Here is a 21,205-nt window from a genome sequence, read left to right on the forward strand (position 1 = left end):
GAATTTCCACCATGAGTCGGTTCGTCTGAACGATCGGAGTACGATGCTCAGCCTCACTCGGCTCCGCCTGCTGCGCGAGGTCAGTGTGCGCGGCAGCCTCGCGGCGGCCGCGGCTGCACTCGGCAATGACCCGTCCTCGGTCTCCCACCAGCTCAAAGCCCTCGAGTCGGAGGTCGGCGCACCTCTGCTCGAGCGGGTGGGCCGCGGTGTGCGGCTGACCGAGCAGGCGAAGATCCTCGTCGCCCACACCGAGAGGGTGCTCGGCGAGCTCGAGGCCGCAGAGGCCGAGATCGCCGCGGCCGGGCGGAAGGTCGTGGGCACGGTGCGCATCGCGGCCTTCCAGACGGCGCTGCATACGATCGTTCCCGGCGCCCTGGCGGCTCTGGCCCGCGACTGTCCCGAGCTGCGGGTGGAGACCTCCCACATCCCGGTCGAGGACGGCGTTCCCGCTCTGCTGGCACGCGACTTCGACCTCGTCCTCCTCGAGGACTATCCCGCTCGCCCGGGCGTCCGGACCGAAGGCGTCCAGGTCGAGCACCTCGGCGACGACGAGCTGTGCCTGATCACCCCGCAGGAAACGAGCGCAGGCATCGACCTCGGCCGGTGCGCCGACCACGTCTGGGCGATGGAGGCTCCCGGCACTCCCGCCCGGCAGTGGTCGCTGGCGGAGTGCCGGCGGGCCAGCTTCGAACCCGCCATCGAGTTCGAATCCTCCGATGTCCTCCTCCTCGTCCGCCTCGTCTCACTCGGACTCGCCTCGGCGCTGGTCCCGGACCTGGCCCTGCGTGCGGCGCGGGGCAGCACAGGCGCCCTGGCACCGCGGAGGACCCCGCTGCCGGGTTCCCCGTGCCGCCGGATCTCGACAGCGATCCGCACCGGCAGCGCCCGAACACCGAGCATCATCGCCGTCCGACACGCCCTGCGCGCGGAGTTCGAGCGTCTGCGCGGCTGAGGGCCGCTCAGTCCTCGACCTTCTCGCGATCCAGCTTCTTCCTCCGCAGCGCATCCCGCACCTCACGGAGCTTGTCGCGCTTGCGCTTCCGGCCCGCCTCGGCGGCCTTGATCTGCTCCAGGGTCGGCTCGTGGTCGCCCATGCCGACCTGGAGCTCGGCGGGGGTGATCTCCTTCATCACGCCGACATCGATCCTCTTGCGCAGGCGCAGGATCTCGAGGCGGAGGATGCGGGAGAGGAAATAGATGCCGAGCAGATTCGGGAAGGCCATGAGGAAGAAGATCGCATCGGAGAAGGCGATGACCGAGTCCAGCGACATCGACGCGCCGATGACCACGGCCACGATCCAGAAGATCTGATACGCCTTGTCCGCCTTCTTCGAATTCCCCGTCAGATACCCCAGGGCCTGCTGACCGTAGTAGCCGTAGGCGAGGATCGTCGAGAACGCCAAGAGGACGACGGCGATGGTGAGCAGGATCGGGAACCAGCCCGCGACGGTGGCGAAGGCCTCGGAGGTCAGGCCGATGCCGTCCTCGGTGCTCTCGCCGTAGAGGCCTGTGGTGATGATCGCCAGCGAGGTGAGGGTGCAGATGATGACGGAGTCGATGAGCGGCTCCCACATCGCGACGAACCCCTCGGTCGCGGGCTTCGTCGTCTTCGAAGCCGCATGCGCCATGCCTGCGGAGCCGACGCCGGCGGCATTGGAGAACAGGGCGCGCTGGATGCCGACGATGGCCACGCCCACGGCTCCGCCGGCGACGCCGCTGGGACTGAAGGCGCCTGCGAACATGAGTGCGAAGGCGTGCGGGATCTGATCGACGTTCATCACGAGGATGACGATGACGGAGAGGAAGTAGAGGACCGCCATCATCGGAGTCAGCTTCGACGTCCACTGGCCGATTTTCTTGATCCCGCCGAGGATGACCAGCGCGGTCAGCGCCGCGATGACCACACCGATGAGCCAGAGCTTGTCGGCGAAGAAGCTCGAGTCACCGCCCGTGGCGCTGACGAGGATCGCGGCGGCCTGGTTGGCCTGGAACAGATTGCCGGCGCCGATGACGCCGAGCACGGTGGTCAGAGCGTAGAAGACCGCGAGGAACCTGCCGAGCTTCGGGCGGCCGATCTCGGCGAGGCCGTCGCGCAGGTAGTACATCGGGCCGCCGGCGACGCTGCCGTCGGCGTTGATCTGCCGATACTTCACACCCAGCGTCGCCTCGGCCATCTTCACGGTCATCGCGAAGAAGCCGAAGATGATGATCCACAGGGCCGCGCCCGGCCCGCCGATCGTGATCGCCACGGCGACGCCGGCGATGTTGCCGAGTCCGACCGTGCCCGAGAGCTCGGTGGCGAGCGCCTGGAAGCTCGAGACCTCGCCGGGGTCGGTCTTGCGGGTGAAGCGCCCGCGGATGATTCCGACCGAGTACTTGAGGCCGGTGAGCGGCTGGAAGCGCAGATAGAAGGTGAGGAAGACCGCTGCGGCCATGAGCCACACGACGATGAGAGGGATTCCGAGCTCGCCGATCTGGAGCTCGAAGAAGACGATGTTGCTGAAGGCCTGGGCCGCGGGCCCGAGGAACGACTCGATGGCCGCATCGACGCCGGCGGCTCTGAGGCCCGCCTCGGCGGTGGTCTGGGCGAGATGTTCGGTTATGGGATTCATATCAGCAGGCGCAAGATAGCCATTCGTCCGGAGGGTTGGTCCGGGACCGGCACCTGTGATCAACCTAACAATTACCCAGGGGCTTGTCAGCTCCCGCTCAGTCGCCGTGGGAGTCGGTGAAGGTCCTGGTCACAAGGTGCCTTATGCCCCATTCGCAGGCGATCACAGCGCCTGCGGAGGGTCGGAACACTACAGCTTCAGTTGTGCGAAACTGTTGACGCGAAAACGCCGAAGCAGGTACTGTCCAGTAACACCCGTGAGTAACATAAGTCACAGCAGTTACGTCGACGCAGCAGTCGGCACCACAGGAGGATCAATGAAGTTCCCGAAGCTCAGCGGCATCCGCAAGCTCACCTCGTCCCATGCCGGGCGCATCGCCCTGGTGGCCATTCCCACCGGCATCGTCTCCGCCGGGCTCATGGGCGGAGTTGCTCAGGGTGCGGTGCCGGTCTCGTTCGCCGTGTCCGGCACTCAGTTCCAGATCACCTCCTCGCAGCTCGAGGGGACCGGCTTCTCCCAGTACAGCGGCATCGCCAAGGACGCCGAGGGCGGCAAGCACTCCGTCGTCACCGCCAACATCAAGGACGCCACACTCGAGAACCTCTGCCAGTCGGCCGTCACGGACACCCCCTTGGGCAAGGTCGGCGTTCTCATCAAGGCGGGCGGCAAGGGCACTCCCGCCTCCGCCAAGGACCTGCAGATCGGCATGACGGGGCTCAAGGGCGACGCGGAGTTCAAGAACATCCGGATCGGCGTCGACGCCTCCGACGTCAACACCAAGGCCAAGGGCTCCAAGGGCGACTTCGCTCAGGACTCCGACACGATTTCGATCAAGGACCTGGAACAGGACTCGTGGACGACCACGGCTTCGGTCTTCACCCTCAAGGACATGTCGCTGAAGCTCACTGACGGATCCGAGTCGTGCTTCTGATGAAGGACGCAGCAGCCAACGCGCAAGCGACGGGCGAAGCGGGAACCGCCGAACAGGGGGCCACCGTGGAGCAGACGAGCCTGCTCGCGCTGTCGCGGCGAAGCCGTCGGGCCAGCGAGCAGAAGAAGCACCGCGAATCGGACGCTGAGATGACAGGAGCCGATGCTGAGCCGACAGGAACCGACGCTGAGATGACCGAATCCGACGCCGAACCGACCGGCAGCGTCGAGCCCGGGAAGCGCCGCGCCTTCCGGCACTGGCGTCGGCAGCGCCCCTTCATCGGCGGAGTGCTGGTCGTGCTCGGAGGAATCGAACTCTTCTTCTCCGGACAGCTCGACACCGGGAACATGCAGATCCAGTTCGGCATCGAGGGGCTGCAGGCGACGGTCGTTCCGATCGCGCTCGCGGTACTCGGCCTCTCCGTGATCTTCCGCCCCACGCACCATATCTTCTATGGGATCATCGCCCTCGTTCTTTCGGTTTATTCGCTCATCGGGGTCAACCTCGGCGGGTTCATCCTCGGGATGCTGCTGTCGACCATCGGGGCGATCCTCGTGGTCGCGTGGATGGGGCCGCGGGGACCGAAGACCGGTGCTTCGGGCGCTCAGGCACCGCCTGCCGAGCGGAGGGGAGACTCGACAGGCGACGAGGAGACTGCATGAGGGCGCCCAGCCGCCGCACGGCGTCCCTCCTGGCGGCAGCTGTCCTCATCGTTCCCTCGACTCTCGGCGCAGCCACGACGACGGCCGCTCATTCGTCTCCGCTGTGCTCGACGACGGCCGGATGCGGCGATGCCGACGAGCCCGAGGCTCTCAGCACCCCCGGTCCCGCGGCGACGGTCTCACCCGACGTTCCCACGAAGCCGACGGATCCTCCTTCGCCCGGGCCCACGGATGAGCCGTCCGAGGAGCCCACGGATGAGCCCTCCGAGGAGCCTTCAGAGGAGCCGACGGAGCCGGCATCGCCGGAGCCGACCGAACCCGGAGGACTGGGGACCGAAGAGCCGAGCGACGAACCGACCGAGAAGCCCAACGGCAAGTTCCCGAAGGACGCTCAGCGTGATGAGAACGCGCCGATCTTCACGGAGAATCCGGCGGCCATGGGCTCCGACTCGCTGTCGTTCAAGGGCCTCAGCGGAATCTCTTTCGTCTCCGTGCCCACTGCTGACGGCGGCTCGATCGTCACGCTGAAGATCCAGGCCGAGGAGATCAAGATCTCCGGTTTCTCGCTCACCGTGCGTCCGCCCGAGGAGGACCACGGACTGGTGACCAAAGCCGACACGATGACGCTCAAGGGCGATGTCACGGTCTACATCGGTTCGATCACGGCGACGACGAAGGACGGGAAGTCGCTGACCCTCGGTCCGGAGACGCCGCCGCCCATGGACGACGTCGAGCCGGGACTGCTGAGAGTCACGATGGGATTGGTCGGCACCACGGCCGATTCGATCAACTACACGAACACGGATCAGAAGCTCAAGGAGGCCTGATCACCCGGCGACGCCCGCGTCGCGCAGGCACCGATACGGCCCGCCAGGAAATGCTGTGTTCCATCAGGAAGCGCTGCGCCCGGTTCCGCGCCGCGTCCGCAGGAAGTCCACGAAGCTGTGCGCGAGTCGCCGGTTGGTCTCCACCAGCTCTGCATCCGCCGCGGCGACTTCCGCCCGGATCGAGTCCTCGGTCTTTCCCTCCGGCAGCCGCAGCGGATCGGAGGCCAGCCACCGCTCGATCTGAGCGGCGTCGGTCTCGGGGTGGAACTGAGTGCCCCAAGCGAATTCGCCGAGGCGGAACGCCTGGACCGGGGCGTCCGAACCCGTGACCAGGAGTGCGGCATCGGTCGGAAGCGCCATCTCCTCCTGGTGGAAGAGCACCGCCGGGATCTCTGCGCCCGCGAGTGCGGAGAAGACCGGATCGCGCTCCCCCGCCGAGGTGGCCCGCAGCCCGTAGACCCCGATCTGCGGGCGCGTCCGGCGTGAGATCGCGGCACCGGCGGCCGCAGCGAGCAGCTCCCCGCCGAGGCAGATGTTGAGGCTCGGGAATCCGCCGGCCGCTGAACGTGTGAGCAGGTCCCTGACCGCGGGGAACCACGGGTTGTCGATGTCGTCGAGGGGGCCGGCTGAGCCGCCGAGGACGATGAGGGCATCGAACACTCCGTCACCCTCGAGTCCGGCGAAGCTCTCGGCCAGGTCCTCGCCCCGATAGGGCCTGACGACCTCCACCTCGGCGCCGGCCTCGGCCAGCCAAGTGCCGAAGCGCTCCGGGCCGGTTCCGTGTTCGTGCTCGACGGCGAGGATCCTCACACTGCTCATGACACCATTCTCACCGATTCATCGCCATGTGCTCGGCCGGTCACGACCTTCCGGCGCAGGGCGAGGAAGAACAGGACGAGACTGATGCTCAGAGCGATGTGGCCGAGACCCGCGATGCCGGCGATCATGGCATTCGACTCCTGGCCGAGGACGGTGAGCGAGCCGTGCCAGACCATCATGCCCGCGGTGAGGACGACGCCGATGTTGTAGGTGATGAAGAACCACGAGAAGAGTCCGGTCCCGGACAGTCCGAACACCTTGTCCAGCGCCAGGACGACGAGGAGGACGATGAAGCCGAGGGTGAGCAAGTGCGTGTGGACGACCGCGAGCTGGGTGAACTCCCCCTCCGGGAAGTCGTTGGCCTTGGTGAACTCCCGGTAGAACAGTCCGGCGAGGACGCCGATGATCATATATGCGAATGCCGCGTTGAATATCTTCTTCATGGTTCCACCTCATCAGGATCGACGTCTGAGTTCCTGACCCACAGGATTGAAGTCCGAACCCGACTTTCGATTGATGTCCGCCCCCCGCATCCGGGGCTAGCCTGAGGTCATGGCAATGGAGAAGCTGTTCTCAAGGATCGACCGTCTCGCGGGAGGCGGCAAGGCCGGCATCCTCGTGCCGTCCGCCGGCCTCGAGCTGCCGAAGACGAAGCGGGCCTTCACGTGGATCGCCTGGCTGCTCGTGATCGAACTCGCGCTCGGATTCGGTGCCGTGGTCTACGCCTTCGTCATCGCTCGAGCGGGCGAGCCCGTGCCCTTCGCCGTGTGGATGCGCACGGTCGTCGTCCTCTGCATGACCGCGACCCTGTTCTACTTCTTCTGGCGCGCGACGAAGGGCTTCTACTGGGGCTATCAGCGCCTGCGGCTCTTCACCCAGATCTTCCCCGTCATCACCCTCGTCATGGCGGCGATCCCCGGCCTCTACCCGGTATGGATGATCACCGAGCAGATCGTCTTCAGCCTCGTGATGATCGGCGTCGGCGACTTCCTCACCGGCGACCATATGCGCGAGGTCTTCCGGAAGCCGGAGAGCTGAGACCCCGGCACGCGACCGGCCTCCCTCACCCGGCGACGAGGCGGCGCGCCTCCTCCTGATGGGCCGCGATGAGGGCCTCCTTGTCGAGTTCGACTCCGTCCGCGCCGATGGCGTGGCCGTCCATGACCCGCCACTGGCCGCCGACCATCACCCTGTCGGCCTTCTCCGCTCCGCAGAGGACGAGGGCGGGAATCGGATCGTGCGAGCCGGAGAAGGACAGCCCGTCGAGGCGGAACATCGCCAGGTCCGCCTGCCGCCCGACCTCGATGGTGCCGATGTCGTCGCGGCCGAGCGCGGCCGCCGAACCCTTGGTCGCCCAGTCGAGGACGCGAGCACAGGTGACCGCCTCGGCGCCGTAGCGCAGGCGTTGGATGTAGAGGGCCTGCCTGACCTCCCGAATGATGTTCGAGGCGTCGTTCGAGGCCGAACCGTCGACGCCGAGGCCCACGTTCACGCCGGCGTCCTCGAGCTCGACGGCACGGGCGATGCCCGAGGCCAGGCGCATGTTCGAGGTCGGGCAGTGGGCCACCGAGACGCCCGCCTCGCCGAGGCGGCGGACCTCGTCATCGTCGAAGTGGACCCCGTGGGCCAGCCAGGCACGATCGCCCAGCCAGCCGACGGATTCGAGGTAGTCCACGGTGCGCAGGCCGAAGCGCTCGCGGCAGAAGTGCTCCTCATCGATGGTCTCGGCCAGGTGGGTGTGGAGTCGGACGTCGAGCTCATCGGCCAGGACAGCGCTCTCCCGCATGAGCTCGGTGGTCACGGAGAACGGGGAGCACGGGGCGAAGGCGATCTGCACCTGCGCTCCCGCACCACGCTCGTGGTAGGCCTCGACGAGGCGGCGGGAGTCGGCGAGGATCACCTCGGCGTCCTGCACGGTCCGCTGCGGCGGCAGACCTCCGTCCTTCTCCCCCAGCGACATCGACCCGCGGGTGAGCATCGCCCGCATGCCGAGCCGGCGGACGACGTCGACCTGGACGTCGATGGCCTCGTCCATCCCTGTCGGGAACAGGTAGTGGTGGTCGGCGGCCGTCGTGCACCCGGATTCGAGCAGCTCGGCCATGGCGACGGTCGTGGCGAGCTCGAGCGCCTGCGGGGTCAGACGCGCCCAGACCGGGTACAGGTTGATCAACCAGCCGAAAAGCGGCATATCCGCCACGGGCGCCCACGCGCGGGTGAGAGTCTGGTAGAAGTGATGGTGCGTGTTGACCAGGCCAGGAGTGATCACGTGCGCCGAAGCATCGACGACGGTCATCGCCTGCGCGGCCCGCGCGGTCTGCGCGCCGCCGGCCGCATCGCCGCCGGCCGCATCGCTGCCGCTCGGTTCTCCTCCTGCGGGGACGAGTTCGACGATGGTACCCGAGTCCCGGTCGATGACGATCCCCCGCGCCGCCGCTGCCGGATCGGCCCCGGCTCCGAGGTGGACTGCCAAGGGATCTTTGAGCCAGAGCCTGTTCGAGGCCGGGGTGGGTGTGGATGCCTGGGACATGTCGTCGCCTTTCTGATCGCGAACCTGTGACCGGTTCGGTCTTCGGTGAGTGACGACAGCGCTGGGGCCGACGCCACCAGCTCAGGTTTTTCGGCGTCTGCTGCTCCGCCGCCCGGTGACCTGCGACACAGACTCGAGTCGTCGGCACGGAAGATCCAAATGTACGATGGATCCGGAGCACTCAACTGAGCGAACGATCAGTAGATAAGAATTGCGTCTGACGAGCACACCGGCAGGACTGAACTCTAACATGTGGGGTGAGTCACGAAACCGGCTTGCAAGCCAAATGTGATTCACCTACTATTTTGCGATAAGGAAATTGCATTTCGCATGTCGGAAAAATAGAAACCGATTCCTCGGTCGAAGTGGAGCCTGCTCACTACCCATCTGGGGCGTCTGTGAGGGGCCGTCGCTCGGGGACGAGCTCAACGGAGAGATAGATGTCGGTATCCAAGCAATCACCACAGAACGATGCGCTGCGCGAAACGAAGAAGACGCAGCGTCCGGAGGACGAGCGACTGCCGATCGGCAGCTCATTCGCCTACGGTCTGCAGCATGTGCTGACCATGTACGGCGGCATCATCGCCGTACCGCTCATCATCGGCAAGGCCGCCGGACTCGATGACGGCGGGATCAGCGTGCTCATCGCCTCCTGTCTGTTCATGGGCGGTCTGGCGACCATCCTGCAGACGGTGGGCGTTCCCTTCTTCGGTTCGCAGCTCCCGCTGGTCCAGGGCGTGTCCTTCGCCGGCGTGGCGACGATGACGTCGATCCTCGCCGGCGGTGACGGCCTGCCCGAAGTCTTCGGCGCGGTGCTCGTGGCCTCGGCCATCGGCCTCCTCGTCGCTCCCGCCTTCGCGCTCATCGTGAAGTTCTTCCCACCTGTGGTCACCGGCACGGTGATCACGACGATCGGCCTCTCGCTCATGCCGGTCGCGGCCGGCTGGGCCATGGGCGGAGACGCCGAGGCCGCCGATTACGGCAGCATCCGCAACATCCTCATCACCGTTGCCACCCTCGCCATCGTCCTCATCCTCAGCCGCATCCCGGTCGCCATGGTCTCGCGTCTGTCGATCCTGCTGGCCATTGTGATCGGCACCGTCGGCTGCCTCATCTTCGGCTGGGCCGATTTCTCCCATGTCCTCGACCGCGGGATCTTCGCCATCCCCGAGCCCTTCGCGTTCGGCATGCCGACGTTCTCGGCCGCAGCGATCATCTCGATGTTCATCGTCGTCATCGTCACCTTCGCCGAGACCACCGCGGACATCATCGCCGTCGGCGAGATCGCTCGCACGAAGGTCGACTCCAAGCGGATCGCAGCCGGTCTGCGCGCGGACATGCTGTCCTCGGCGGTGTCTCCGATCTTCAACTCCTTCACGCAGTCGGCCTTCGCCCAGAACGTCGGTCTGGTCGCGATCACCGGTGTGAAGTCGCGCTTCGTCGTCACCGCCGGCGGTGCGATCCTCGTTGTCCTCGGCCTGCTGCCGGTCATGGGCGGAGTCGTAGCCGCCATTCCCATGCCGGTGCTCGGCGGTGCGGGCATCGTGCTCTTCGGCACGGTCGCCGCGTCCGGCATCCGCACCCTTTCGAAGGTCGAGTACGAGGGCAACCTCAACATGATCATCGTCGCGGTCTCGCTGGCCTTCGGCATCATCCCGGTCATCGAGCCCGACTTCTACAACGCCTTCCCCTCGTGGGTCGGCATCATCCTCCACTCGGGGATCTCCTCGGCCACGCTCATGGCCGTGCTGCTCAACCTCGTCTTCAACCACATCGGGGCCAACACCAAGGACCGCACGGATCGCTCGGTCTTCGTCGCCGGCACCGGACGGGTCATCCGCAAGGAGGAGCTGCAGCGCCTCATCGACCACGAGGCCATCCTCACCGAGGGCGATACCGTCAAGGACGGCAAAATCGTCGACTCCAACGGCGACGAGATTCCGGTCGTCACCGAGGAACAGCACGTCAAGGTCGTCGAGGCGGCCAAGAAGGGCGAGGTCAAGTGCCAGGAGGACATCCGCCGGATGATCCAGGAGGACGAGGTCTAGCCGCTGCCGGGTTCGGCCCGGCTGACGAGGTGATCAGAAAGGCGGAGGGTCGTCGGGGTCCCAGCGGACATCCCAGATCGATTCCTGTGCCTGCCTCGACCGTCGGGCCTTCCGGTCTTCATTCCCGGTCCTTCGCTTCTCTTCGGATTCCGAGGTGAAGCGGAGGACCGATCCGTCTGTGCCGGATGACTCCGGAGCCGTGTCCGATTGGGCACAGCTCTCCACCTGCCGTGCGTGTTCGGCGCTGATCGGATTGTCCGGGGGGTGCATCGTCGCCACCACACCATGGGCGAAGGCATACTCGACCGCCCCGTCATCCGTCATGCGGACGGAGAATCTCCGGTCGGTCTTCGCCTGGTGATGGGGTCGGCAGACGGGGTGGAGGTTGTCGAAGGTCGTCTGTCCGCCTCGTGCGGGGTCATCATGATCGAAGGGGATGATGTGGTCGACCTCCGAGGTCTCCGCCCGTCGTGTGCATCCGGGCGCAGAGCATGACTGCCATTTTCCGATCAGCGGCGCGCGCACATCTGCAGGGATGCAGTAGCTTCTCGAGCGTGCGTCGATCGGGGTCCCCGTCGCCGGGTCGGTGAGTATTCGGTGCCAGGTCGGACAGTCACCGGCGAGCGCCTTCGCCGCATCGGGCGGAAGCGGCGCACCGTCGGAGAACGTTCCCGGCAGTGCCGAACCGCCGACTGCGGTGAGGAAAGGCACCGTGACCATCATCTTCGCCTGCTCTCGCACCCACTGGCCGTGGGTGGGCATGGTGAGCTTGATGATCGTCTCGGCTCCGGCTCCGGCTCCGGCTCCGGCTCCGGCTCCGGCGGCAGCTTCGGCTTCGCGCTGTGCCGTCTGTGCTGCGCGGTCGACCTCTTCCGCGGTCACCAGTGCCGTGGGGTCGCCCTGTTCCTTCACCTCGAGCGGGATCTCCTCGGTGGAGGTCTCCCCGGTCGTCGTATCGTGTGTTGTCACGGCGATGGTCATCTGCGGCGTCGCACGCGTGGCGATATTGAACATGAGTGCGGCGATGCCGTCCTGCTCGCCCACCTCGATGCCGGCGATGTCCTCGTCGGTGAGCGCGGAGATGTTCCCGTTGCGAATCGCGCGGGCGAATGCTTCGATGCGCAGGTAGAAGGCCTTGAGCTCGACCGCAGGGCCCGAGAGCGTCACCGAGGCGGTCCCGTCTGGATAGGTCGTGATGTCGACGCGGCGACGTTTTGCGGCGACCTCGAGTCGATCGTCGACGGGCACGAGTGCCGCAATCTTCAGGTTCAGGGACTTCCGGAAAGTCTCCATGGTGATATCGGCCCGACGAGTGCCGAGGTAGTCGTCCAAGCGCGGAACGTATTCGAAGGCCACGTCCTTGACCGCCTGAGTCGCCGTCAGCACATGCTCGATCGTGAATTCGCCGTTGAGGCAGCGTTCCAGGAATTTCGGCAGCCCGAAGACGAGCGTGACGGCGTTCGCGATCTCGTTGTAGGCGCGGTCGGTGGTGGACCCGAGCACCGCGGTCAGTTCGGCGACGTCCTCCCGCGCGGCGAGGTCGTGCACCCAGGCGTTGAAAGTCCGGTTGAGCCGGAATTTCGGAAAGTTCGGAAGCGATTCCGATGGGGACGGCGACGAGTGGCAGGCTTCCGACGCCCGATCGCCCTCGGACGACTGGCCTTCAGCACTCGTGTCCACGTCGTCGGGGGCATCGCTCGCTCGATCGTCGAGAGCGGTTCCGAGCGCCGCCCAGGGATCCGCCGGCTCGACCTCATCGGTCTGCGACTTCGCTCGCGCAGCGAGGAATCGATCGACGGTCTGCGTGAATGTCGTGTGATGGTAAGTGTCCTCACCTGTGCCATAGCGGAGGCGATCGACCGCCTCTGCCAGGAAGAGGCCGGCAACAGCTTGGAACTCTGCAATGCGGGCACCCGTGCTCAACCGTGCGATGCTGACGACCGCAGCCATGGGTGAGTCGGGATCGACGTCGAGGCGCCGAGGCGAATCGGGGCCGACCAGAGGCTGCTGAGAGGAAGAGGAGGCGCCGTTCGAGGCAGGGTCGAGACCGTCTTCACCGGGATTCTGCGGTTCCCTCATCGTTCCCACCGCCCTTCACGTCGATGTGAATGCCTCAACACAATTGTACATCTGAAGAGACTCAAAGAATGTAACAATTCGATTACAAACAGAATGTGTTTGCATTGCGCTGCCATTTGATTATGTTTGCTGGTCAGAGGTGTTCTCCGAAAATTGAAACGGTCCCCCGAGACCTACTCCACGAGCAGATCCGGCAGCCGGTCCATTGCCGTGAAGGTCTCGGCGGCCCCGGCGGCCAGCAGCGTTTCGGCGCTCTGGTGCACCGGAGAGTCCGGGCAGAAACCGAGCACATGGGATCGTGCGGCGGCGCCGGCGATCACTCCGGTCGGCGAATCCTCGATCACGGCCGCCTCGGCGGGGTCGGCCCCCAGGAAATCGGCTGCGGCCAGGTAGACGTCTGGGGCGGGCTTCGAGCTCGGCTGTTCCATTCCGGAGAAGATGCGGTCGGCGAAGACGTCGAAGAGCCCGATCTTCTTCAGCTGGAGTTCGATCTTCGGCCGATCCGCGCCCGAGGCGCAGGCGATCCTACCGGGATAGAGCTCGGCGGTGCGGCGGACGGCGTCGACGACACCGGGGATCGCCTGCAGGGAGGACTCGAGCTCGGCGTTGCGGCGGCGCCGGAATTCGTTCATCCACTCCTCGTCGATGCGGAATCCGGTGTGCTCCTCGATGACATCGGCCTCGTCACGGAGCATCTTGCCGACGAATCGCGCGATGGATTCCTCGGGCGTCAGCTGCCAGCCCAGCTCCCGCAGCATCAGATGCAGGACGCCGTTCGTGATGCTCTCGGAGTCAACGAGGACTCCATCGCAGTCGAAGAGAACAGCGGAGAACTTCGGATGCGCAGCCATGGTTCGATTCTGCCATCCGCCGCTGACACGAGAGCACAGCAGTACGGCCGACGAACCAGCAGGGCGGCGGGAACCGTCCTGGTCCCAGCCTCCCGGTCAGACCGCTCCGAGCGACACCGCCGTGTACAGGACGCGCGCCGAGGCGAGCGCGCAGGAGATGATCACCAGCGCGAACAGCGTCAGCCAGGCTCCGGAGGGCAGACTCGAGCCCTGAGCGAGGATATAGGCGTCGGACTGCTGCACGTGACGTCGGCGCGTGTGGACGCGGATGACCTTGACGAGGTCCTTGAGGGAGCCGATCGCCAGCCCCGTGCCGAGTGCGGCGACGAAGACCGAGATCCACTCGAGCGGGAGGAACACGACGATGAGCTGGGCCGCGACCGCTGTGACCACGGCGATGACCGCACCCGCAAGGTTCCGGATGAAGAGGAGAGCGACCAGCAGGACGAGTGCTCCCACCGACAGCGCCAAAGGCGCCCAGCCGAAGACCGCCGAGGTGATGAGCACGAGTCCGAGCAGGCCCGGTGCCGGGTACCCCCAGAATCCCGCCCAGGTGGCAGAGAAGCCGACCCTGCCGAAGGAGTTCATCTGCCCCGAATGGTCGAAGTTCAGTGAGATGCCCTTGACCACCCGTCCCGTCGTGAGGGCGGCGAAAGCGTGGCCGAGCTCGTGGACGAAGGTCACGAAGAGACCGAAGAAGCGCCAGATTCCCGGGGTCAGCGTCACGACCAGGGGCACCCCGAAGACGAGCACGAGCCGGAGGGCATCGAGCTCCAGGCCGTCCTGCCGTCCGAATCCCGAGGTGATCGCGTCCCACCACGTCGCCGTTGCCTGCTTGAAGTCCATAGCCGCTCAGTCTACGAACCGAGCCTGAGCCACGTCCTCAGACGATCGTCAGCCTCCGTCACGATCGATCACAGCGCTTCGACCTCGACCCAGGTTCTCTGCTCCGCCGAGCGGAGGACGGCCTCGGTGACGAGTGCGGCGCGGAGACCGTCGGCGAGCATCGGCACACCTTCGCGTCTCTGCCCGGCGAAGACCGCATAGGAGTCGGCGATGAAGGCGTTGAAGGCGTCCTGGTAGCCCTGCGGATGCCCGGCCGGGACCTCGCAGAGGCGGGCCGCATCGGGTGCGAGGACGTCAGGGTCGCGGACGAGGAGCTGGCTGCCGCTGCGGCGGCCGACCCACAGCTCCTCCGGCTGCTCCTGGGCGAATCGCAGACTCTCCTCGGACCCCGCCACCTCGACGACGAGGTTGTTCTTGCGCCCCGGCGCCAGCTGGGAGACGAGGATCGACCCGATCCCGCCGCCGCTCATCTCGACCGTCATCGCGACGGTGTCCTCCGTCGTCACCGCGCCACCGCCTCGGCGGGGGTGGACCGTCCGCGTCGCTGCCGACAGGGCGACGATGCGTTCGTCGGTGATGAACTCGATGAGATCGACGAGGTGGGAGCCGATGTCGGCGAACGCACGAGAGGGGCCGCCGGATGCGGAGTCCACGCGCCAGTTGTCGTCCTCGGCGTCCAGCAGCCAGTCCTGGAGATAGCGGGCGTCGACGGTGAGCACGGCCCCGGCGTCCCCGCGTCGGATCCGTGCCCGCGCCTCACGCACCATCGGGTGGTACCGGTACACGAAGGGAACGGTCCCGCCCAGGCCTCTGGCCTCCGCCCTGTCGAGGATGGCCCGTGCGGCGGATGAATCGGTGGCCAGCGGCTTCTCGCAGATGATGTGGGAGCCGGAGTCCAGCGCATTGAGACAGTGGTCGAGGTGCGTGCTGTTCGGCGAGCAGACATGGACGACGTCGAGCCGTTCTTCGAAGAAGTCCGCCCCGACCGCGGAGGTCTCGTAACCGAGTTCGGCCGCGGCCGTCCGGCTGCTCGCCGGCCCCGATGTCCCGACCACGCCGAGCACGGCTCCGGCGAGACGAGCGGCCCGCGTGTGGGTGCGAGCCATGAATCCACCGCCCAACATGCCGATGCGCGGCGGTGGGCTGATGACCTGGGCGACTGTGTCCATGACCTATTCTGATGCCGACCTGCTCACTTCAGTCAATATTCCTTCGACTGCCCGCAGCCCTCGCCCGCCGGCAGCACTCCTGAACTCTGCGACGCGGCGCGCCCTCGTCCCGGCATCGGCGCCGCATCCCTTTACCATAGGAAGAGCGCACCCCTCAAAGAACGGCGCCCTTTCAACGAAGGAGTCCCCTCTTGCCCCGTGATCGAGCATTCGCCCAAGTCGACGTCTTCTCCAGCGAGCCCTACCGCGGCAATCCCGTCGCCGTCGTCCTCGACGCCGAAGGGCTCAGCGACACAGAGATGGCCGCAATCGCGAACTGGACGAATCTGTCGGAGACGACGTTCGTCCTCCCTCCCACCGACCCGGGCGCCGATTACCGCCTGCGCATCTTCACCCCGTCCCGGGAGCTCCCCTTCGCCGGCCACCCCACGCTCGGTTCGGCGGCGGCCTGGCTCGATGCCGGCGGAGTGCCGCTGAGCGACGGCGAGATCGTCCAGGAGTGCGGGGCCGGACTCGTCCGCCTGCGCCGAGGCGGGGCCACCCTCTCCTTCGCCGCTCCCGAACGGCTGCGCACAGGTGACCTCGACGAGGCCTACGTGAGTGAGATCGCCGACGCACTCGGGGTCGAGCGCACGGACATCCTCGGCCACCAATGGGTCGACAACGGCCCCGGATGGGCCGCTGTGCGGCTGGCCAGCGCAGCCCAGGTCCTGGCTCTCGAACCGGATTTCTCCGCCATCGCCGACACGAAGCTCGGCGTCCTCGGCGCCCACCCCGACGGCTCCGAACACGAATACGAGATCCGCGCCTTCGTGCCCGGAGTCGGCGTCGCCGAGGACCCGGTCACCGGCAGCCTCAACGCCTCTGTGGCCCAGTGGCTCATCGGAGCCGGCCTCGCCCCGACCTCCTACACTGCCACCCAGGGCACCGCGCTGGGCCGGTGCGGAGTCGTCTCGATCTCGGCCGAGGAGGACGAGATCTGGGTCGGCGGCGCCACGACCGTGTGCTTCCGCGGGACGGCGTTCGCATGAGCCGGCATGTGACGAGCGTGAACAAGCCCAAGAAGCGGCTGCGGATCTTCCACGGCCGCATGTACTTCGCACTCCAGGCCCTCGCGGGAGCCGCCTGGTGGCTCGGCATCAGCACGATTCCCGCGCTGCAGACGGCCACGCTGGGCGGCATCGACCCGCTGCTCATCGCGTTCGTCGACATCCCGCTCTTCGTCATCGCCTCGGCGCTGGCCGCCCTCGACCTCCGCTGGGCCGTGTGGATCGCCACGGGCTGGACAGTGCTCGTCGCGCTCGGCATGGTCATCTACGCCACCGCCACCACGGAGGCCGGTCTCGGGGCCGTGCTCATGGTGCTCGCCGCCGTCGGCAGCGTCCTCTTCGGCGCTCTCGTGCTGCTCGGGCGCATCCCCTCCGAGTGGATCCTCATCGGCCCCTTCGCCTTCCACAGCTCGAACACGCGTGTGCGCTCCCACCTCCTGCTGCGCACGACGATCCAGGTCGTCATCTTCTGGGGCGTGTTCCTCATCATCGTGCCCGTGATCATCAATGCCTTCGAGGACCGGTGGAACCTCTCCTACAAGTTCCCGATCCTGCTGGCCGTCGCGGGCTTCGCCCTGCTCGCCTTCTCCAGCGTGATCGGCGTGTGGTCGGCCCGGACGATCGCGAACTTCGGCTCCGGCACCCCGCTGCCCGCGCAGATGGCCCACCATCTGGTCTCCCGCGGCCCCTACGCCTTCGTCCGCAATCCCATGGCCGTCGCCGGCCTCGCCCAGGGCGTCTCGATGGGTCTGCTCATCGGCTCCTGGCTGGTCGTCGTCTATGCGCTCATCGGTTCGCTGCTGTGGAACTGGCTCATCCGCCCCCACGAGGAGGCCGATCTGCTCGAACGCTTCGGCGAGGAGTACCGGGAGTACGCCGGGAGCGTGGGCTGCTGGTGGCCGCGACTGGCCCGTTCCTGACGGCCCACCTGACGACTCACCTGACGACGCGGTCGGCCGAGCCCGCATCCTCGCGCGGCGGGAAGGCCGCCATGACGAGCAGGGCGAGAACCGCGCCCAGGCCCGCACCGATCGTGTTCGTCACGAAATCGCTGAGAGTGGCGAAGCGCGTCTGCGTGAACACGGTGCCCTGGACGCCTTCGATGACGCCGGAGAAGGCGGACCCGATGACCCAGCCCCACCACCAGCGCTTTCTGCCCAGGTGCAGGGCGAGCAGCAGCCCGAAGGGGACGAACATGCCGACATTGGCCAGCATCTCGACCCGCTCATAGCTCAGCCACTGGGTGAGCCGGTGGGAGGCGAGGAAGGCCAGCAGCCGACCGATGAAGCTCTCGGGGCTCGTGTCGAGCTGCCGCGGCGTCAGCGTCACGAGGCCGATGAAGATCGTGTAGAAGATCAGCAGCACGAGCGGAGCGTCGCCGAAGCGGTGATCATGCTCCCTCATAGGATCTCCTTGTGCTCGAACTCGGAAGGCCGGGCCGCATCGTCCAGCAGGCCAGTCTATTCCATGCGCGCTGCCGCATGCGCGTACGAGTTCAGCCCTTGATCGCCCTCTCACCGATGCTCAGATCGAGCGGGAAGTCGACAGGGGCGTTCCCGAAGAGGAGCCTGCCCGCCGAGGCGGCCGCCTCCCTGATCGCGGCGGCCGCCTCCTCGGCCTGTTCGGCCGGAGCATGGACGATGACCTCGTCGTGGAGGAAGAAGACGAGATGCGCCCGCGAAGAGAACACCGGCCCCGAGGCGGTCGCCGGCCGGGCATCGACGGCGGGCAGTCGGGCCAGGCGCAGCCGCAGATCGGCCAACCAGGCCAGCGCCCATTCGGCCGCGGTGCCCTGGACGACGAAATTGCGGGTGAATCGTCCCTGGTCTCCGGCGGCACGTCGGGCCCTCTGCTCATCGGCGCCGCTCGCATCGAAGCGGTTCGCCGCCCTCTGCAGGCGCTGCCAGCCCTCGCTCGGCACCGGGGAGGTCCGCCCCAGCCAGGTGGACACGACTCCCCCGCGCAGGCCCACCTCGGCGGCGGAGTCGACCAGCTGCATGGCAGCGGGGAAGTTCGTGCGCAGGCGGGGCACGAGCGCTCCGGCCTCACCGGTCGTCGACCCGTACATCGCTGCGAGCACGGCGATCTTCGCCTCGGCCCGTGTGGCCACGATCCCGGCCTCGACGAGCCCCGAGTAGAGGTCTCGGCCGCGCCCGGCCGCCGCCATCGCCGAATCGCCGGACATGGCGGCGAGCGCCCGGGGTTCGAGCTGGGCGACATCGGCGGCCACGAGCCGCCAGCCTTCGTCGGCGCGCAGCGCCGGGCGCAGCTGCCGCGGGATCTGCAGGGCCCCGCCCCCGCTGGCCGCCCACCGTCCGGTGACGACCCCGCCGGGCACGTAGACGGGACGGTAGCGGCCGTCTGCAACCCATTCGTCGAGCCAGCGCCAGCCGTTGGCGAACAGCAGCCTCGCCATCTTCTTGTACTTAAGCAGCGGTGCGATCGCCGGATGATCGCTGCCGGCCAGCTCCCATTTCGAGGTCGAGGCGACGTTGATGCCGGCATTGCGCAGGGCCGCCAGCAGACGGTTCGGGGAATCGAGATCGGCCCGCGGGTCCTCGAGTGCGGCACGCACCTGTTCGGCCACGGCGAGCATCTTCGCCGGCTTCCCATCGCGCAGCGGCCGGGGACCGAGGGCGTCCGTGAGGATCCGGTCGTGTGCGACCTCGTCCCAGGGGACTCCGGCTGCGCGCATCTCAGCGGCCACGAGTCCGCCCGCCGATTCCGCGGCCAGCAGCAGCCGCAGCCGCCCGGGATCGCTCGCGGTGTCCACGGCGGCCCGCTGTCGAGCGGATTCGGCCAGCGCCGCCGCGATGTCATGCGGCACCTGCCGGACATGGCCGCGACCGGAATCGACCTCGAAGAGCGCAGCGGCCCCTGCGTCGGCGCTGTCGTCCGCGGGTGCCGCGTCCCACTCCTCGGCGGCGCGGATCGGCCCGGGAGCGGTGACGAGTTCGGAGCGAGCGAGGATCGCGTGCGCCAGCCGCAGGTCATGGCAGCGTCCGATGCTCACCCCCGCCGCCAGCAGAGTCGGATACCACTTCGGGGTGTCGCTGAAGATCCACCTCGGCCCGGAGGCATTCGCCCGGCCTCCCCCAGCCCCGACGCTCGCGGCCGCATCCTCACGGTCACAGGCGAACTCGGGCAGGTCCGCCTCGGCGAGGTCGAATCGACCGATCTCCGCACCTGTCCTATCGAGGTCGACGATGCCGATCCGAGACCCCTCGATCCCGGAGCCGGGAATGGTCCCGAGCACGCAGGCGGCGGGCGGCTGGTCGGGGGCGACGGTCATGAGTTCAGACTACGCCGTGAGCTCCCGAGGGCTGGTAATGTCGGGAGCGGACTCCGGGTGCCGAACTCCGCGCGAAAGGCTCGATCACAACATGGATGTTGTCTCCTCCCTCACCTCCGCCCTGCCGGCCTCGGCAGTCATCACCGATCCCGATTCGATGGACGCCTACCGCTGGGATCGGGCGAACGATCCCGACGCCGGAGTGCCGCTGGCGGTGGTCCGAGCGAATTCGACCGAAGAGGTGCAGACGGTGGTCCGCATCGCCGCCGAGGCGAAGGTTCCGATCGTGCCCCGCGGAGCCGGCTCCGGACTCTCGGGCGGCAGCTCGGCGATCTCCGGGGGCATCGTGCTCTCCCTCGATCGGATGCGCGAGATCAGCATCGATCCGATCACCCGGATGGCCGTCGTCCAGCCCGGCGCGTTCAACGCCGAGGTCAAGGCCGCCGCGGCCGAGCACGGCCTGTGGTACCCGCCGGACCCCTCCTCCTTCGAGTTCTGCTCGATCGGCGGCAACATCGCCACGAACGCGGGCGGCCTGTGCTGCGTGAAATACGGGGTGACCACGGACTATGTGCTCGGTATGACCGTCGTCCTCGCCGACGGCCGGGCGGTCGAGCTCGGCGGCCCCCGGCTCAAGGACGTTGCGGGCCTGCCCCTGACGAAGCTCTTCGTCGGCAGCGAGGGCACGCTCGGTGTGATCACCGAGGTGACCCTGCGCCTCATCCCCGCCCAGCTGCCGCCGACGACCGTGGTCGCGATGTTCCGCAGGCTCGACGACGCCACGAAGGCCGTGCTCGACATCGCCCGCGAGATGCGGCCCTCGATGCTCGAATTCATGGACCGCGCCTCGATCAACGCCGTCGAAGACGAACTGCGCATGGGTCTCGACCGTGAGGCCGAGGCGATGCTCGTCATGCAGTCCGACGAGCCCGGCGAGCATTCGGGGGTGCAGGCGGCCCGGCTGCAGGAGATCTGCTCGCTCAACACGGCCTCCGAGTGCTATCTCACAGAGGACCCCGATGAGGGTGAGGCCTTCGTCACCGCCCGCCGCATCGCGATCCCCGCGGTGGAGAAGAAGGGCGCGCTGCTGCTCGAGGACGTCGGGGTGCCGCTGCCGAAGCTCGGCGACCTGGTGCTCGGCATCGAGAGGATCGCCGCCGAACGCGAGGTGACGATCGCCGTCATCGCCCATGCCGGCGACGGCAACACCCATCCCCTGCTCGTCCTCGATCCGAAGGACGAAGAGCAGCAGAAGCGTGCGCAGATCGCCTACGGCGAGGTCATGGACCTGGCCACCGGCCTCGGCGGCACGATCACCGGCGAGCACGGCGTCGGCCGACTCAAGGCCCCTTGGCTCGCGCCCTACCTCGGCGAGGACGTCATGGAGCTCAACCACCGGATCAAGCAGGCCCTCGATCCCGACAACATCTTCAACCCCGGGTCGGTGTACACAGGACTGTGAGAGAGCGTCCGCACCCGCAGATCATGTGATC

19 protein-coding genes are annotated in these 21,205 nt (G+C 67.3%); 9 read left to right on the forward strand and 10 right to left on the reverse strand.

Translation table 11 applies throughout. The annotated features are described in order from the left end of the window. The first annotated feature begins 43 nt into the window (after positions 1-43). A complete protein-coding gene (locus IHE57_RS00180) occupies positions 44-952 on the forward strand; it encodes a LysR family transcriptional regulator (RefSeq protein WP_209369998.1) in 909 nt (302 codons plus the stop codon). Between the two features lie 7 nt (positions 953-959). Here IHE57_RS00180 and IHE57_RS00185 read toward each other — a convergent pair whose 3' ends face one another. Next, positions 960-2,612 carry an alanine/glycine:cation symporter family protein gene (locus IHE57_RS00185; protein ID WP_209370000.1) on the reverse strand — a complete coding sequence of 551 codons (1,653 nt, stop codon included), beginning with the start codon at positions 2,610-2,612 and terminating at the stop codon, positions 960-962. A gap of 316 nt (positions 2,613-2,928) precedes the next feature. On the opposite strand from IHE57_RS00185, the gene IHE57_RS00190 reads away from it, so the two are divergent. The 3 genes from IHE57_RS00190 to IHE57_RS00200 are packed head-to-tail and all read left to right on the forward strand — an operon-like array spanning position 2,929 to position 5,032. Then, the gene (locus tag IHE57_RS00190) at positions 2,929-3,543 is read left to right on the forward strand and encodes a DUF6230 family protein (protein ID WP_209324494.1); all 615 of its coding nucleotides are present in this window, start codon (positions 2,929-2,931) and stop codon (positions 3,541-3,543) included. Continuing rightward, positions 3,543-4,205 (forward strand): DUF6114 domain-containing protein, encoded by a 663-nt coding sequence (locus IHE57_RS00195; protein WP_253719835.1) that lies wholly within the window; start codon positions 3,543-3,545, stop codon positions 4,203-4,205. Before IHE57_RS00190 ends, IHE57_RS00195 begins: the two co-directional genes overlap by 1 nt. Then, positions 4,202-5,032 carry a hypothetical protein gene (locus IHE57_RS00200; RefSeq protein ID WP_209370004.1) on the forward strand — a complete coding sequence of 277 codons (831 nt, stop codon included), beginning with the start codon at positions 4,202-4,204 and terminating at the stop codon, positions 5,030-5,032. Before IHE57_RS00195 ends, IHE57_RS00200 begins: the two co-directional genes overlap by 4 nt. 63 nt (positions 5,033-5,095) lie before the next feature. Here IHE57_RS00200 and IHE57_RS00205 read toward each other — a convergent pair whose 3' ends face one another. Together IHE57_RS00205 and IHE57_RS00210 are read right to left on the reverse strand one after the other, a co-directional pair. Continuing rightward, a complete protein-coding gene (locus IHE57_RS00205) occupies positions 5,096-5,851 on the reverse strand; it encodes a type 1 glutamine amidotransferase (protein ID WP_209370007.1) in 756 nt (251 codons plus the stop codon). Next, positions 5,848-6,294 (reverse strand): DUF2871 domain-containing protein, encoded by a 447-nt coding sequence (locus IHE57_RS00210; RefSeq protein ID WP_209370009.1) that lies wholly within the window; start codon positions 6,292-6,294, stop codon positions 5,848-5,850. The genes IHE57_RS00205 and IHE57_RS00210 overlap by 4 nt, the downstream gene beginning before the upstream one ends. Before the next feature lie 109 nt (positions 6,295-6,403). On the opposite strand from IHE57_RS00210, the gene IHE57_RS00215 reads away from it, so the two are divergent. Beyond that, entirely contained in the window at positions 6,404-6,889 is a 486-nt protein-coding gene (locus IHE57_RS00215; protein WP_209370011.1) for a hypothetical protein, read from the forward strand. 25 nt (positions 6,890-6,914) lie between these two features. On the opposite strand, the gene IHE57_RS00220 is transcribed toward IHE57_RS00215, so the two are convergent. Next, positions 6,915-8,378: an 8-oxoguanine deaminase gene (locus tag IHE57_RS00220; RefSeq protein ID WP_209370013.1), complete on the reverse strand. Its 1,464-nt coding sequence runs from the start codon at positions 8,376-8,378 to the stop codon at positions 6,915-6,917. Positions 8,379-8,818: 440 nt separating this feature from the next. Between IHE57_RS00220 and IHE57_RS00225 the strand changes: the two genes are divergently transcribed. After that, positions 8,819-10,426, forward strand: a complete 1,608-nt coding sequence (locus IHE57_RS00225) for a nucleobase:cation symporter-2 family protein (RefSeq protein WP_209324487.1) — start codon at positions 8,819-8,821, stop codon at positions 10,424-10,426. A 33-nt stretch (positions 10,427-10,459) separates the two neighbouring features. Here the strand turns inward: IHE57_RS00225 and IHE57_RS00230 are convergent, their stop codons facing one another. The 4 genes from IHE57_RS00230 to IHE57_RS00245 all read right to left on the reverse strand — a co-directional run bounded on the left by IHE57_RS00230 (position 10,460) and on the right by IHE57_RS00245 (position 15,371). Further along, a complete protein-coding gene (locus IHE57_RS00230; RefSeq protein ID WP_209370015.1) occupies positions 10,460-12,505 on the reverse strand; it encodes an HNH endonuclease signature motif containing protein in 2,046 nt (681 codons plus the stop codon). A 173-nt stretch (positions 12,506-12,678) separates the two neighbouring features. Continuing rightward, the gene (locus IHE57_RS00235; protein ID WP_209370017.1) at positions 12,679-13,356 is read right to left on the reverse strand and encodes an HAD family hydrolase; all 678 of its coding nucleotides are present in this window, start codon (positions 13,354-13,356) and stop codon (positions 12,679-12,681) included. Between the two features lie 96 nt (positions 13,357-13,452). Continuing rightward, positions 13,453-14,202: a M50 family metallopeptidase gene (locus IHE57_RS00240; protein ID WP_209370019.1), complete on the reverse strand. Its 750-nt coding sequence runs from the start codon at positions 14,200-14,202 to the stop codon at positions 13,453-13,455. Between the two features lie 68 nt (positions 14,203-14,270). Next, positions 14,271-15,371: a Gfo/Idh/MocA family protein gene (locus IHE57_RS00245; RefSeq protein WP_209370021.1), complete on the reverse strand. Its 1,101-nt coding sequence runs from the start codon at positions 15,369-15,371 to the stop codon at positions 14,271-14,273. A gap of 191 nt (positions 15,372-15,562) precedes the next feature. Between IHE57_RS00245 and IHE57_RS00250 the strand changes: the two genes are divergently transcribed. Together IHE57_RS00250 and IHE57_RS00255 are read left to right on the forward strand one after the other, a co-directional pair. Continuing rightward, positions 15,563-16,402, forward strand: a complete 840-nt coding sequence (locus IHE57_RS00250) for a PhzF family phenazine biosynthesis protein (protein ID WP_209370023.1) — start codon at positions 15,563-15,565, stop codon at positions 16,400-16,402. Positions 16,403-16,410: 8 nt separating this feature from the next. Then, the gene (locus IHE57_RS00255; RefSeq protein ID WP_366933805.1) at positions 16,411-17,340 is read left to right on the forward strand and encodes a methyltransferase family protein; all 930 of its coding nucleotides are present in this window, start codon (positions 16,411-16,413) and stop codon (positions 17,338-17,340) included. Positions 17,341-17,356: 16 nt separating this feature from the next. Here IHE57_RS00255 and IHE57_RS00260 read toward each other — a convergent pair whose 3' ends face one another. Further along, positions 17,357-17,824 carry a VanZ family protein gene (locus tag IHE57_RS00260; protein WP_209324480.1) on the reverse strand — a complete coding sequence of 156 codons (468 nt, stop codon included), beginning with the start codon at positions 17,822-17,824 and terminating at the stop codon, positions 17,357-17,359. Positions 17,825-17,915: 91 nt separating this feature from the next. Next, entirely contained in the window at positions 17,916-19,712 is a 1,797-nt protein-coding gene (locus IHE57_RS00265) for a bifunctional 3'-5' exonuclease/DNA polymerase (RefSeq protein ID WP_209370027.1), read from the reverse strand. Positions 19,713-19,803: 91 nt separating this feature from the next. On the opposite strand from IHE57_RS00265, the gene IHE57_RS00270 reads away from it, so the two are divergent. After that, positions 19,804-21,174, forward strand: coding sequence for an FAD-binding oxidoreductase (locus IHE57_RS00270; protein ID WP_209324478.1), 1,371 nt, complete (start codon positions 19,804-19,806; stop codon positions 21,172-21,174). Positions 21,175-21,205 lie beyond the last annotated feature (31 nt).

This window comes from Brevibacterium renqingii, from assembly GCF_017808105.1.
Classification (GTDB): Bacteria; Actinomycetota; Actinomycetes; order Actinomycetales; family Brevibacteriaceae; genus Brevibacterium; species Brevibacterium renqingii.